11 protein-coding genes are annotated in these 13,500 nt (G+C 33.7%); 7 read left to right on the forward strand and 4 right to left on the reverse strand.

Annotation, left to right across the window (positions count from 1 at the left end; translation table 11 throughout):
* Positions 1-80: 80 nt before the first annotated feature.
* Positions 81-2,180, forward strand: a complete 2,100-nt coding sequence (gene ligA, locus ACFEL2_RS03200) for an NAD-dependent DNA ligase LigA (RefSeq protein ID WP_375332228.1) — start codon at positions 81-83, stop codon at positions 2,178-2,180.
* On the opposite strand, the gene fmt is transcribed toward ligA, so the two are convergent.
* Together fmt and def are read right to left on the reverse strand one after the other, a co-directional pair.
* Positions 2,169-3,089 (reverse strand): methionyl-tRNA formyltransferase, encoded by a 921-nt coding sequence (fmt, locus tag ACFEL2_RS03205; RefSeq protein WP_341752193.1) that lies wholly within the window; start codon positions 3,087-3,089, stop codon positions 2,169-2,171. The two genes, ligA and fmt, sit on opposite strands and share 12 nt — an antisense overlap.
* A complete protein-coding gene (gene def, locus ACFEL2_RS03210; RefSeq protein ID WP_375332229.1) occupies positions 3,080-3,613 on the reverse strand; it encodes a peptide deformylase in 534 nt (177 codons plus the stop codon). Before def ends, fmt begins: the two co-directional genes overlap by 10 nt.
* 515 nt (positions 3,614-4,128) lie before the next feature.
* On the opposite strand from def, the gene ACFEL2_RS03215 reads away from it, so the two are divergent.
* Both ACFEL2_RS03215 and hpf read left to right on the forward strand, forming a co-directional pair.
* Positions 4,129-4,500 (forward strand): hypothetical protein, encoded by a 372-nt coding sequence (locus ACFEL2_RS03215; protein WP_341752191.1) that lies wholly within the window; start codon positions 4,129-4,131, stop codon positions 4,498-4,500.
* Positions 4,501-4,790: 290 nt separating this feature from the next.
* The gene (gene hpf / locus ACFEL2_RS03220) at positions 4,791-5,378 is read left to right on the forward strand and encodes a ribosome hibernation-promoting factor, HPF/YfiA family (protein ID WP_341752190.1); all 588 of its coding nucleotides are present in this window, start codon (positions 4,791-4,793) and stop codon (positions 5,376-5,378) included.
* Between the two features lie 178 nt (positions 5,379-5,556).
* Here hpf and ACFEL2_RS03225 read toward each other — a convergent pair whose 3' ends face one another.
* A complete protein-coding gene (locus tag ACFEL2_RS03225) occupies positions 5,557-8,235 on the reverse strand; it encodes a glycoside hydrolase TIM-barrel-like domain-containing protein (RefSeq protein ID WP_375332230.1) in 2,679 nt (892 codons plus the stop codon).
* A 279-nt stretch (positions 8,236-8,514) separates the two neighbouring features.
* Positions 8,515-8,736 (reverse strand): hypothetical protein, encoded by a 222-nt coding sequence (locus ACFEL2_RS03230; RefSeq protein WP_341752189.1) that lies wholly within the window; start codon positions 8,734-8,736, stop codon positions 8,515-8,517.
* 547 nt (positions 8,737-9,283) lie between these two features.
* Here ACFEL2_RS03230 and murC point away from each other — a divergent pair.
* From murC to ACFEL2_RS03250, 4 genes are all read left to right on the forward strand, one after another.
* Entirely contained in the window at positions 9,284-10,735 is a 1,452-nt protein-coding gene (murC, locus tag ACFEL2_RS03235) for a UDP-N-acetylmuramate--L-alanine ligase (protein WP_375332231.1), read from the forward strand.
* 132 nt (positions 10,736-10,867) lie between these two features.
* On the forward strand, positions 10,868-11,746 hold the full coding sequence (gene murB / locus ACFEL2_RS03240) for a UDP-N-acetylmuramate dehydrogenase (protein ID WP_341752185.1): 879 nt from the start codon (positions 10,868-10,870) through the stop codon (positions 11,744-11,746).
* Entirely contained in the window at positions 11,739-12,704 is a 966-nt protein-coding gene (locus tag ACFEL2_RS03245) for a D-alanine--D-alanine ligase (protein ID WP_341752184.1), read from the forward strand. Before murB ends, ACFEL2_RS03245 begins: the two co-directional genes overlap by 8 nt.
* A complete protein-coding gene (locus tag ACFEL2_RS03250; protein ID WP_375332232.1) occupies positions 12,701-13,495 on the forward strand; it encodes a cell division protein FtsQ/DivIB in 795 nt (264 codons plus the stop codon). The genes ACFEL2_RS03245 and ACFEL2_RS03250 overlap by 4 nt, the downstream gene beginning before the upstream one ends.
* Positions 13,496-13,500: the final 5 nt, after the last annotated feature.

The following is a 13,500-nucleotide window of genomic DNA, read 5'->3' on the forward strand; positions in this document are numbered from 1 at the left end:
TTTAACCTGAGTTCATACAACATTACCGTACCTCATACCTAGTTACAATTAAATCTGATCCTCAAACTTTTACGATTAATATGCAAAATATTCCAACTGATATTGAACAGCTTTCTGAATTAGAGGCAAAAGATTTACTAAAACAATTGGCAAGTGAGATAGAAAAATATAATAAAGCATATCACCAAGAAGATACTCCTCTGATTTCTGATGCTGAATATGATCAATTATTTAATTTAAATCTTGAACTTGAAAAAAAATTTCCTCATCTTGTGCTGGCAAATAGTCCAACTAAACAAATCGGTAGTCTAGCTGCAGAGAAATTTTCTAAAGTAAAACATATAAATCCAATGTTTTCTCTTAGTAATGCATTTGATAATGAGGATGTATCAGAATTTATAAATAGAATAAAGAATTTCTTACGTCTTGATAGTTTTCAACCTATCTTTTGCGAACCTAAAATAGATGGTTTATCTTTTTCTGCTACCTATAAGAATGGCATACTCACCGCTGCTGCGACAAGAGGTGATGGTTTTATTGGAGAAGATATAACTGAAAATATTAAGACTATCAAGCATTTCCCTCATTCAATAGTCTTGGATACAGCAATTTTGGAAGTAAGAGGTGAGGTTTATATCAATAAACAAGATTTTCTATTATTAAATCAAGCACAAGAATTATCAAAAAAAGATAAATTTGCAAACCCGCGTAACGCGGCTGCTGGGTCGTTAAGGCAGTTAGATCCAAACGTTACAGCAAGTAGACCTCTAAGGTATTTTGTTTATGCTGTGGGAAGTAGTAGTAACAAAATAGCTGATTCTCAGGATGCTTTATTAGATAAGTTAAAAGAGCTAGGGTTTATCGTTAATAATATAGGAAAATTAGCATATTCTGAAAATGATATGAAATCTTTCTATGAATATTTGAATTTGTCTAGAGAAGAGCTGCCTTATGAAATTGATGGTATTGTCTATAAGCTAAATGATTTTGCTTTGCAGCAAAGGATGGGTTTTATCGCAAGAAGCCCAAGATTTGCTATTGCTCATAAATTTCCTGCGATAATTGGTCAAACTAAACTAATTAATATTACTCTACAAGTAGGTAGAACTGGCGTATTAACTCCGGTTGCTGAGTTAGAGCCGCTTTCTATTGGTGGAGTTAGGGTATCAAGAGCTACCTTACATAACTATCAAGAAATCATCAGAAAAGATATACGGATCAACGATTATGTGTTTTTGCAGAGGGCAGGGGACGTCATACCGCAAATTACTGCGGTAGATTTTACTAGACGCTCTAGTGAATCACAAAAAATTGATATGCCAAAACTTTGTCCGTCTTGTGGTTCTAATTTACATTATAATCAAGAGACAATAATAATTCGTTGTGATAATGGGTTAAATTGTCCTGCTCAGAATTACGAACGAATTTGTCATTTTACTTCTAAAAATGCTTTAGATATAGACGGTTTAGGAAAGAAGCAAATAGAATTTTTGCTGGAAAAATCTTTAATAGAAAATCCGGTGGATATTTTTTATTTACAAAATAATAATGAAAAAAGCTTAGTCAAGCTTGAAAATATGATAGGATGGGGGCGAATTTCTGTAGAAAACTTATTCGCAAACATTGAAAAATCCAAAACCGTCCCCCTAAATAAATTCATTTATTCCTTAGGAATTAGGCATATTGGCGAACAAACCGCCAAATTACTTGCTCGAGAATTTCAGAATTATGGTAATTTTATAGAAGCTATGGAATCTTTATTAAAGGGTGATCAGCCTATGTACCAAAGGTTAAATGATCTAGAAGGAATAGGAGATAAAATTTTGCTGGATATTATAGACTTCTTTGATATTAAAGAAAATCTACAAATTATTCATAAGTTAAGTAAAATTTTAGAAATTCAAGACTATAGTGATCAAACCACCAAAACCGCATTAACTGGTAAAGTTGTAGTATTTACCGGTTCTTTACTTACTCTTTCAAGAGCAGAAGCAAAATCTCAGGCAGAGAAATTAGGAGCTAAAGTAAGTAGTAGTGTTTCGTCTGCTACTGCTTTAGTGGTGGCGGGTAGCGATGCCGGTAGTAAACTCAAAAAAGCTAAGGAACTTGGAATTAAAATTATTGATGAAGACGAGTGGCTGGAGTTAGTATATACTAATTCTCCCACATCAATCCAATAAAGTACCTAGGGGAATTTGTACCCCACGTATAAATTCTTCAACGTTTAAAGCTTTTCTTCCTTCTTGCTGTAATTTTCTGATGATCAAAGTACCCTTACCACAAGCTATTTCTAAGATATTATTATTAACCACAGTACCAGGCTGTAATTTAACATCCAAATCATTATAATACGCTTCTAGGATCTTTATAACTTTACCTCTATATTCAAAATATATTCCAGGCCATGGATTCATACCTCGAATTCTACAATCTATTTTGTAAGCAGTCTCATACCAATTTATCTTCCCTTCTTCTTTCTTGAGTTTATGAGCATAAATTACTCCATCTTTATCTTGGACAATCCTTGGTAGGTTATCAATATTATCTAAAGTTTTAACCAATAAATCAGCCCCTATTTCTGCACATTGGTCATGCAAAACTGGTAAAGTTATTCTAGGAGAGAGTGAAAACGAATGCTGCAATATAATATCACCAGTATCCCACCCCTCATCCATCTGCATTATGCATACGGAAGTTTCAGAGTCTCCCTCTATAATAGTACGCTGCAATGGAGCAGCTCCCCTATGACGTGGTAAACTTGAGGGATGGATATTAAGACATCCATATTTCTTGGCTTGTAGGATAACTTGTGGTATCAAGAATCCATAAGCAACTACTACTATTATATCCGCATTAATTGAATTAATTAAATTGGTTATTTCTTCGGTTTTCAAGGTTTTAGGGGTATAAGTTGGAATATCATATTTTGATGCCAAACTATGGATAGGTGATGCTACCTCATTTAGCCCCCTTCCTTTAGATTTTGGAGATTGAGTGAATACAGCAACCACTTGGTGATCTTTACTGTTAATTAAACTCTTAAGAGTAGGTACAGCAAATTCAGGCGTACCCATGAAAATTACTTGCACAAAATATTATTTTTCAGTTTTTTTAATTTACGTAATGCTATGTCCTTTTTTATATCACTTAAATAATCAATTAGTAGTCTACCATCTAAATGATCCATTTCATGCTGAATAACCCTAGCAAGCCAACCATCAGCTTTTAATTCTTGTTGGTTATTATGATAATCTAAGAATCTTATAGTTATAGACTCAGACCTTGCTACTTCGACCCGTTGTTCCGGTAGAGATAAACAGCCTTCTATTGCCACAACTAATTCTTTAGATTTGTCTATTATCTTCGGGTCAGCGATAAATAATGGATAAAACCCAGCGGGTCTTTCTGTATCATCATTATTCTGCAAATCAACTACCAATATACGCTGAGCTATTCCAATCTGAATGGCAGCTAACCCCACACCATGATCATGATACATAGTTTCAACCATGTCATCCATTAACTTTCTTATATTATCATCGATTATCCTTACTGGCAAAGATTTTTGTTTTAATCTTGAATCTGGAGCAGTCACAATAGGTAACAGAGACATAGTACTTTAAAACCATAGATTATTTATATTTTTCTGCTTTGAAATTCGTAGGATCATTCGAATATACCAAAACATTTATATTGTACTACAAAATAACCAATGAGTCTAGTGTGAGCTATTTGATAGCGAACGAAAAAAAGATGTGCTCAATAGTAAGCTACGCAGGGCTGATATCCTCCTAATGGGGATTATACTCGGTGAACTTCAAGAATTGGCGTTCCCGCGACCAAAGATCTCCGCTGCTCCGTTACTCATGTACGCTCCGCTGCTCGACTTTGCTACTGCCTAGCTCTTCTTGAAGTTATACTATCGTCTACCAACTCTTCATTTACGAGCAGTATATTACTTGAGCCTAGTATTAACTTGTTACATCGAATACAGGTTAAAATATTAAGAAAGTTTAAAAAATTTACACTTTTTTACCCTGAAACTATTAGTACACACATAAAAATCATTATACTTCTTTAGGTTCTGCACGCAGAACTTAATTAAAATCAATATATGGTAATAAATTTATGGTCAACAAAGTAAATATATATAATGTTATTAAATTCCAATCCCCATTTGAACGTCTTAAATCATACACTAATTCACCTGATGTTATCTTACGTAAAGCTATTATTACTCAGGCAATTATTGACGCAACCAATATATCAAAATTCCGCACAGCAAAAAAGCTAGAACAAGAAGCAAAATTATGGATTTTTGGTGGTAGTGAATCTTTTAAAGAAACTTGTCTAGAAGGTGGGATTGAGCCATCTTTTGTAGTAAGAGTAACCAAAGCAATTATAAAGCTACATAAGAATAAATCTAGGCTTAGAAAGTCATCACAACAAAACTCAGTAGATAGTAAAAACAAAAAAACATTATTTAGAACAAAATTATAACCTTATTTAAGTTAGCTATAAAATGTTACAATTTAGGTAAAATTACGGTCAAAGAATCGCTTTTTAACTGAACAATATTTTAAAAAAGCAATTTAAAGTAAGTATATATAAGCTTACATTCTATTTAACGCAATTATCAAGCCACAATTATCAAGCCATTATGAAAATTTCAAAATAATGGCTTGAAATTCACATGATTATGCATTAGTTGTATAGATAGGTAGTTGGGTATATGCTAGCTCTTTTCTATTACATATAATATTTGACTTAACTAAATTAAAGAGGATTTTATGCAAATATCAGTATCAGGTCAACATATTTCTATTGGGAATTCTTTGCAAGATTATGTAAGAAACCGTACTATGCAGGTGTCAGAAAAGTATTTTTGTGATGTAATAATTAGTGCAAACGTGCATTTCTCTAAACAAGGATTCCAACTAGTTTGTGATATTGTCGTGAATGATGGTACAGGCAGACATATGATATTGAAAGGTAACGCTGCTTCAGATGACATATATTCAGCGTTTGATATTGCTCTTGCTAGACTTGAAAAGCAGCTTAGGAAGTATAAATCTAAGCTCAAGGATCGTCATGATAGAGTTAAAATATCCGAAGTAACATCTAATAAAGCAGTTAAATATACTATAACACCCAATCAATATGAACATGAAGACGAAGATAATGTGGCAGCATATGATAATCCTGTAATTATAGCAGAAAAATCTGTAGAAATATTAACTCTATCAGTAAGTGGAGCAGTGATGAAAATGGATCTTGAGAACCTTCCTGCTTTAATGTTTCAAAATAGTCATACTAATCGCATGAATGTAGTTTATTACCGTCGGGATGGGAATATATCTTGGATAGATTCCAAATAAATTCTTGCTGCTTATATACTCAGGTAGAACTTCAAGAATTGGCGTTCCCGCGACCAAAGATCGAAGCTGCCTAGTTACTCATGTACGCTCCGCTGCTCGACTTTGACACTCCTAGCTCTTCTTGAAGTTGACCTTCGTCTACCAACTCTTCATTTACGAGCAGTATATATACTGCTATTCACTTGAATATATAACTCTCAACTTCATCAATAATTCCGTGAATTTCAGTTGTTAGGCGAAATAATCTCATGGAGATAATTCTAATCTGATATTGATAATTCCGATAATATAATATGATAAAATCTCCTGGTTGATATTTAATAAAATTTGCTGGCATGATAAATCTTAAAATTTTAGTTTCAGTAGCGGCATTTTTTAGGATTAACTGCCCTAATCTTTCAGCTTCAAGATAAGATAGTATAATAGGTAGTTTTAAGTTAGGAATAGGTCTGTGTGAAAAATTCTCACTATTTATTTGGCAAAAGCTATTATTATAATCATCATACCGATCGATAAAGTTTAGTGCTAGTTTACTAATAATGCTAGTTTTAGAAATTTCTATTTGTTCTAAGTAGCTATTGCTTGATAGTTTAACCAATATTTTGGGACTAATATGACTAGGGGTAGAATATCCACGTTTAGTGAACTTAATTTGTTCCTGATAAGCTATGATATCAAAGAAATATATAATACGCAAAAGGTTAATAACATCAATACAAGACAAAGCTTTATTTAATACCAACCCTTCTACAGCTTCATCAAGAGTTGATATATCGATGTGCTTTAATGGAATACCGCATTTATAAGACAATTCGAGAATTATTGCCGCTAAACTACAAGCCCCAAACTTATTATTAACCCAATGCCCTTTTGCCCATAAGTTACCATCTCGCCAAATATTACTATGTGGCCAAGCTGGGTAAGGCCTAGCATCCCAAGTCCATAAAAACATTTGTTCGATATATTCTTGTGTTTGCCAATATTCAATAAAACTTCGAATAGCTTTACGCTGAATAGAAAAATCAACTTCACCAGTAGAATATCTCGGTACTCCACCATCACTACATAAAGGATCAAAGAATATATTAGGTTGATTAGTTGCTTTATCAATGGAAGGAAAGCCAAATTCCGTAAACCAAATTTTTTTCATTCTTGGTTGCCATTCTGTTGTAACACCATCAGGATTACGATGATAATTCTCCCACCAATGTCTTAAATTCTTCCAAGCATAATCGGCAGCTAACTGATGCCTGCCACCATTTTCATCTATAAAGTAATCATATCCTTCGCCTGATTGCCAGCCTTTCATGATTTCTTCTGGTAAAATTCCTGAATTTATGCTTCTCGTTACAGGAAAGTAAGCATCAATACCTACGAAATCTATATATTCTGAGGCAAATAATTTATCCAAATTATACCATCCATCTTGTGTGTGATGATACTCTGACCAATCTGCTGCATAAGTAACAAGTACATTATTACCCACGATTTCTTTGACTAATTTTGCTAATTTTATCAATTGGGTAACAGCGGGAAAAGTATTATATTGATCCTTGACACTAGTTAAACCTATTAGTTCAGAACCGATTACGAAAGCATCAATATGATCTTTAACCAATTTAGCATAATGTAGGATAAAATTATTATAACCCTCATCTTTATTGAAAAAATCTACTATTGAATTTATGCAGCCTGTTAAATGACCACGCCATGGCTTTTGCCAAACATCCAAAAAAAACATTGGATAAAACATAACTTTAAAGTTTCTACGTTTTAATTCCTGTAAGTAACGGATTAAGCTAGCATCATTGACGCTGCCACCATATTTAGGAAAATCATCTGCATCTCGTGATACTAGCCTTGCCGTATCACGTAAATATTTCCCAACTTGCCATTGTTCTGAGTATTGTGTATTTGGATCATTAAATTCCACAGCAGGTTTAATAGTACAACTTGCAATATCCAAACTATCGCCAAACCAACATACAACTGGTGCAACCCATTTGATGTTAGGGCATATAATTTTCATTTGATTTAGACTATAAAGACTATTAGCAATATTACGGTAATTATTTGAATTTATTGGTTTTTTACTAATGATACCGCCTAAAGAGTTTTGTATAGTTTTGTATTGTATTATAGTGTCGTAAACAAACTCTCCGGATCCTGGGATTATGTCAACAGCCTCAACTAAATTTTCTACACTTTTGCTTTCTACGTAATCAGGAATATTAGCCTTCCTAGTTACTTCAAAGGAAAAATTAGGCACTGAATTATTAAAATCAGCTAAGGGTAGGTCTTCAAATACAGCATAACTTAATCCACGAAATGCTGGTGCTTGACCTTGAGGCTCAGCCGCAGCAATTAAAGGATCGGGTAATTGTTCTTCTGACCCTAAATAAAGCCTGAATTTATATTGTTCAAGATTGAGTAACTGATCATTAACCCATACTCTACCAATTTCAGCTATTTCGCCTTCACATAAGCTAACTGCAAAGGATAAATAATATTCACACTCCGTTAAATTGTGGATAGAAGCAGTTTCAGCAGTAGCTGATAAACCTTGTTGTGCAACGCTGGTAACTTGTACTTCCTTAATTTGATTTGCCCAAATTATTTTACCATTGACCCTTGCCGTACCAAAAACTAAGGTTATTGGATGCCCATAAACGGCTTTTGATAAGGAAAAACTTTCTCTAATATTTTTAAAATGATAATATTCCTCGGGTTCATAATTTAAATGTTCTAAATAATCACCTAATGCTTTACCTGCAAATCGTCCAATGGTCGATAATATACCACCACCAAAAACACCACCAATGCTACTTCCTACGCTACCTAGAATCTGACCAAACATATTAATACCTTATATTTATAGTTATATACTCGGTGAACTTCAAGAATTGGCGTTGTCGTGTCTAAAGATCTCCGCTGCTCACGTACTAATGTACGCTCCGCTGCTCGACTTTGACACTCCTAGCTCTTCTTGAAGTTGACCTTCGTCTACCAACTCTTCATTTACGAGCAGTATATAAGGCATTATATCATGTAATATAGCTGCACTAAGTGTAGGTGGATATTTTTTTAGCAATAGTCATATTTGTTTTCATAATGGGTTTCTATAATTTTATATTCCCTAATTGTGGTCGTTATTATGGTTGTTCGTGTCTCCCTGTAAATCGACAAGGGAAGTGTAAAACGTTGAGTTAGCAACAGGGTAGGGCAAGGAGAAAGGCGGGGGAGAAACTGAATCATCAGAAACTGTATCAAGATTAACAGTAGGATTAACAACAAGAGTATCATCCTCTACTTTTGCTGATTTACTAAAGTAGCTATTAGATGGAAGACTATCAGTCATAAATTTATGCTCATTAGTATTAATTAAAGATATAATCTAATAAATGTTAATTAATATAAGATAAATATTACAAAACTATTAAATTACAGTAATTAACTTTTACTAGAAGAACATATATACGCATACTTGACCTTTTTGTAAAGCACCGGGTAATTGAATCATCATGTAGAGTTGTCAACTTTTTTTATTCTTATCGTGGGAATTCTTATATTAATTGTAAAAATTTATCTAAGGTACTTAGTGTTTAGTTATATTATGTTATTATAATAAAATATATATACTCGGTGAACTTCAAGATTTTGGAATATATACTGCTCGTAAATGAAGAGTTGGTAGACGAAGGTCAACTTCAAGAAGAGCTAGGAGTGTCAAAGTCGAGCAGCGGAGCGTACATTAGTACGTGAGCAGCGGAGATCTTTGGTCGCGGGAACGCCAATTCTTGAAGTTCACCGAGTATACTCAAATCAATCGAAATTTTTTTCTTAAAGCTTGACCTTTGGTTAAAAACTGATTATGCAAGAGATAAACAACTATAACTATTATTAAAATGTTTTTATTAGAACTAAAAAAAATAAACGGAACTCTTGATACGATACATTTTATAGGTATCGGAGGAATCGGTATGAGTGGCATTGCCGAAATACTACATAATCTCGGATATAAAGTGCAAGGGTCTGATATAGCAGAAAATTATAATACCAAAAGACTAGAAAATAATGGTATTAAGGTTTTCCTAGGTCATCAAGGACAAAATGTCACTAATGTTTCATATGTAGTGGTATCATCAGCTATAAATAAAGATAATCCTGAAATTCAGGAAGCCTTACATAGAAAGATACCAATAATTAGGCGGGCTGAGATGCTGGCTGAATTAATGAGGCTAAAATGTTCTGTAGCAATCTCTGGTTCGCATGGAAAGACTACTACAACATCACTAGTTGCTTGTTTATTTGAAGCAGCTGGGCTTTGTCCAACTTTAATTAATGGTGGTATTGTTAATAGTAAATCTACTAATGCCTATCTTGGGTCTGGTAATTATCTGATAGCCGAAGCCGATGAGTCTGACGCAACTTTCATTCACATACCAGCAACCATTGCGGTAATAACTAATATCGATCCTGAACATCTAGATTTTTACCATGATTTTGATAGTTTAATTCAAGCTTTTAGAAGTTTTATAACTAATTTACCATTTTATGGTTTTGCAGTTGTTTGTATTGATCATCAAGCTGTTAGAAAACTAGTAAATGACATAGTTGAGCGTAGAATCATAACTTATGGAATAGACTCGAACGATGCTAACATACAAGCCTTTAATTTAGATTCTGATATTGAATCGTCAACTTTTGATGTACGAATTAGTTTACCTAATGTAAATGGCGTAACAACTATCGAGAGAATTACTTTACCTACCCCAGGAAGACATAATATCCTTAATGCTCTTGCTGCTATCGCGATAGCTGTGGAGCTTGATTTTGGTATCAAAATTATTAAAAATGGATTTAATAGCTTTAAAGGGATAAAACGCCGATTCACTAAAGTGGCAGAATATAACAATGCTACGATAATTGATGACTATGCTCACCATCCGGAGGAAGTAAAAGCTACACTTGCTACGGCAAGAAATATTGCTAATAAGCGAAATAGTAAGGTTATAGCAATCTTTCAACCACATAGATATTCAAGAGTTAAATATTTATTTGATGATTTTGTAACTTGTTTTTCTGACGCTGACCAGTTGTATATTACAGATATATATGCTGCCGGTGAACAGCCAATAGATGGTATAACGGGAAGAAACTTAGTAAACAAAATCAAAAATACTAAATCCCATGCAATGGTATCATTTATTGAGAATCACGAAGATATAGCTGGCCTTATTGCCAAGGAGGCTATGCCAAATGATATAATAATTATGATGGGTGCTGGGAGTATTTCTACTTGGGCAAATAATTTGCATCAGCAATTTACGCGAGAACGTCATTGCGAGAAGGCGTAAGCCAGCGAAGCAATCCATTTTTGGTCATTTTTTGGATTGCTTTGTCGCTACTAAAGTAGCTTTTCACGATGACGTTATTTTAACAAATTTATTAGACTTGCTGCATAAGTCAAAGATAGATATTTTATAATTATGGCATTACTTGGTGAATATAGGAATAATTACAATCTAAGTCATCTAACTTGGTTTAAAGTTGGTGGACCTGCGGAGATATTTTTTAAACCATTAGACTCAATGACTTTAGCAGATTTTGTAGCACAAAACCAACAACAGAGACCAATAACTGTTTTAGGGGCTGGATCAAATATTATTATTAGAGATGGTGGTATAGAGGGAGTTGTAATAAAACTTGGTCAAAATTTTACTAATATAGAATTAATGCCGAATAATCAAATATCGGTAGGGAGTAGTTGCCTTAATTTTAACCTTGCTAAATTTTGTCAGGTACATTCAATTACTGGCTTTGAGTTTCTCAGCGGTATACCGGGTACTATAGGTGGTGGAGTGGTTATGAACGCTGGGGCGTATGGTTCAGAGTTTAAAGATATCATAATAGCAATTGAAGCAATAGATTCTAGAGGGAATTTTATCCTAATCCCTAACGAGGAGATAGGTTTTAAATATCGTGGTAATAATTTACCACAAGAGTTGATTATTACCAAGGCGATCTTTAAGACAGCTATAGGAGATAGTCATATGATCTTAGAAAAAATGAATGAAATAAATAAAAATAGACTAGCAACCCAGCCGATTAAAGAACGGACGAGCGGCAGTACATTTGCTAATCCAGATAATCATAAAGCATGGCAATTAATTGACAAAGCTGGTATGAGGGGATACAGAATTGGCGGGGCTTCTATGTCACAACTACATTGTAATTTTATGATAAACCATGGTAATAGCTCTGCTCGTGATTTAGAAGATCTAGGTGATCTTGTTAAAAAAAATGTATTTGAAGATAGTGGAATTAGTTTAGAATGGGAGATTAAACGAATAGGGAAATATGCATAAATATCAAACAAGCTTTATTGCCAATTCTAAGGTTACAATATTAAGCGATAAAGGAAAAAAACATGTGGCAGTAGTAGGTGGCGGTATGTCGGCTGAGCGAGAAGTTTCTTTAGTATCGTCTTCGGGGGTTAACCAAGCTTTGGTAGATAGTGGGTATAAAGTTACTTTCATAGATATGGGAGTAGATATTGCTTCAGTATTGTTGCAGATAAAGCCTGATATAGTTTATAATTGTTTGCATGGCACTTATGGTGAAGATGGTTGTTTGCCTGGATTACTCAATATCCTACGAATTCCTTATACTCATAGTGGTGTTCTTGCTTCTTCTTTAGCATTTAGTAAAACACATGCAAAAGCATGGTTTGTTGCTAATGATATTAAGATAGCCAAGAGTATTGTCATTAATAAATCTGACAATATTAGCAACGACCCTATGCCAAGACCATATGTGATAAAACCTCTCACCCAAGGATCAAGCATAGGCGTTGAAGTAATATTTGTTGAAGATGATTTTAACTTTGCTGATTATGATTTTCCTTATGGTGCTCAGGTAATGATTGAAGAATATATTAAGGGGAGAGAAATGCAGGTAGCCGTTTTAAACGGCAAAGCTTTAGGGGTATTGGAAATAAAACTCCTGAAACAGCGTTTTTATGATTATAAGACTAAATACACAGATGGATTTGCTGAGCATTTATGTCCAGCTCCACTACCACAGAATATGTATAATAAATTATTAGAAGAGTCGGAAAAAATATATCAAACCATGAATTGTAGAGGTGTAGTTAGAGCGGAGTTTATTTTTGATGAAAGCAAGAATGAATTTTTTACTCTAGAAGTTAACACCCATCCTGGTATGACTTCCTTATCGATTATACCAGAAATAGCTGCCTTACAGGGGATGGATTTCCGTACACTAGTTGAAAGAATTTTAGAAACAGCATGTATTGACACATGAAGAGGAATAAAGCGTCTAGTAAGAAGAAAAAAGCCAATATACCTTTACGACGAAAGTTGGCAGTGTTGTATATTAGAGTGGTGTTTTTTATTAAAATTGCCCTAGTGATTTTGCTGTCTGCATTTTTCTTTACTAGCTATTTTGCTCCTATAAGACAAGAAATTATCCAAAATACTTACGAATTTACTTCTGATATTGGATTTAAACTTGAAAATGTTTTAATAGAAGGACAATATAATACTAAGGCAGAAGATATATTGGCTACTTTAAATGCTGATAAGGGTACACCTATTCTTTCTCTAGATATGGAGGCAATAAAGAATAATTTGGAACGCAATCCTTGGATTAAAAATGTTGCAATTATCGAGAGAAGATTACCTAACACTATTTACATAAGATTAATTGAGAGAGTGCCTATTGCTATTTGGCAGATTAACGGGCAAGTTTTTCTTATTGATCAAGAAGGATATAAAATTACCAATAATATAGGTAGTTTCTCTAATCTTTTGCATGTTGTGGGATCAGATGCTAATATTTATACTAGCAAATTAATTCAGGATTTAGCTAAACACCCTGAATTAGCTAAAAAAATTATCTCTTCTGTACGTTATGGAGGAAGACGTTGGGATTTAAATCTAGAACAAGGTATTACTGTTAAAATGCCGGACTTAAGGTTTGAACATGCTTTAGATTATCTTGCAGGATTGAATATGGAAAATATATTATTTAATCAGAACTATAAAATTGTAGATTTACGAGATTCGAGTAAAGTTTACATGGAAAAATATTAAAAGTT

It is taken from the genome of Candidatus Tisiphia endosymbiont of Temnostethus pusillus, from assembly GCF_964264675.1.
Classification (GTDB): Bacteria; Pseudomonadota; Alphaproteobacteria; order Rickettsiales; family Rickettsiaceae; genus Tisiphia.

Bases quoted from the DNA above. Each gene is read 5' to 3' on its own strand.
- murC (WP_375332231.1), top strand. From the start codon at position 9,284: ATGTTTTTATTAGAACTAAAAAAAATAAACGGAACTCTTGATACGATA.
- ACFEL2_RS03245 (WP_341752184.1), top strand. From the start codon at position 11,739: ATGCATAAATATCAAACAAGCTTTATTGCCAATTCTAAGGTTACAATA.
- ACFEL2_RS03250 (WP_375332232.1), top strand. From the start codon at position 12,701: ATGAAGAGGAATAAAGCGTCTAGTAAGAAGAAAAAAGCCAATATACCT.
- murB (WP_341752185.1), top strand. From the start codon at position 10,868: ATGGCATTACTTGGTGAATATAGGAATAATTACAATCTAAGTCATCTA.
- ACFEL2_RS03215 (WP_341752191.1), top strand. From the start codon at position 4,129: ATGGTCAACAAAGTAAATATATATAATGTTATTAAATTCCAATCCCCA.
- ligA (WP_375332228.1), top strand. From the start codon at position 81: ATGCAAAATATTCCAACTGATATTGAACAGCTTTCTGAATTAGAGGCA.
- ACFEL2_RS03225 (WP_375332230.1), bottom strand. From the start codon at position 8,235: ATGTTTGGTCAGATTCTAGGTAGCGTAGGAAGTAGCATTGGTGGTGTT.
- ACFEL2_RS03230 (WP_341752189.1), bottom strand. From the start codon at position 8,736: ATGACTGATAGTCTTCCATCTAATAGCTACTTTAGTAAATCAGCAAAA.
- hpf (WP_341752190.1), top strand. From the start codon at position 4,791: ATGCAAATATCAGTATCAGGTCAACATATTTCTATTGGGAATTCTTTG.
- def (WP_375332229.1), bottom strand. From the start codon at position 3,613: ATGTCTCTGTTACCTATTGTGACTGCTCCAGATTCAAGATTAAAACAA.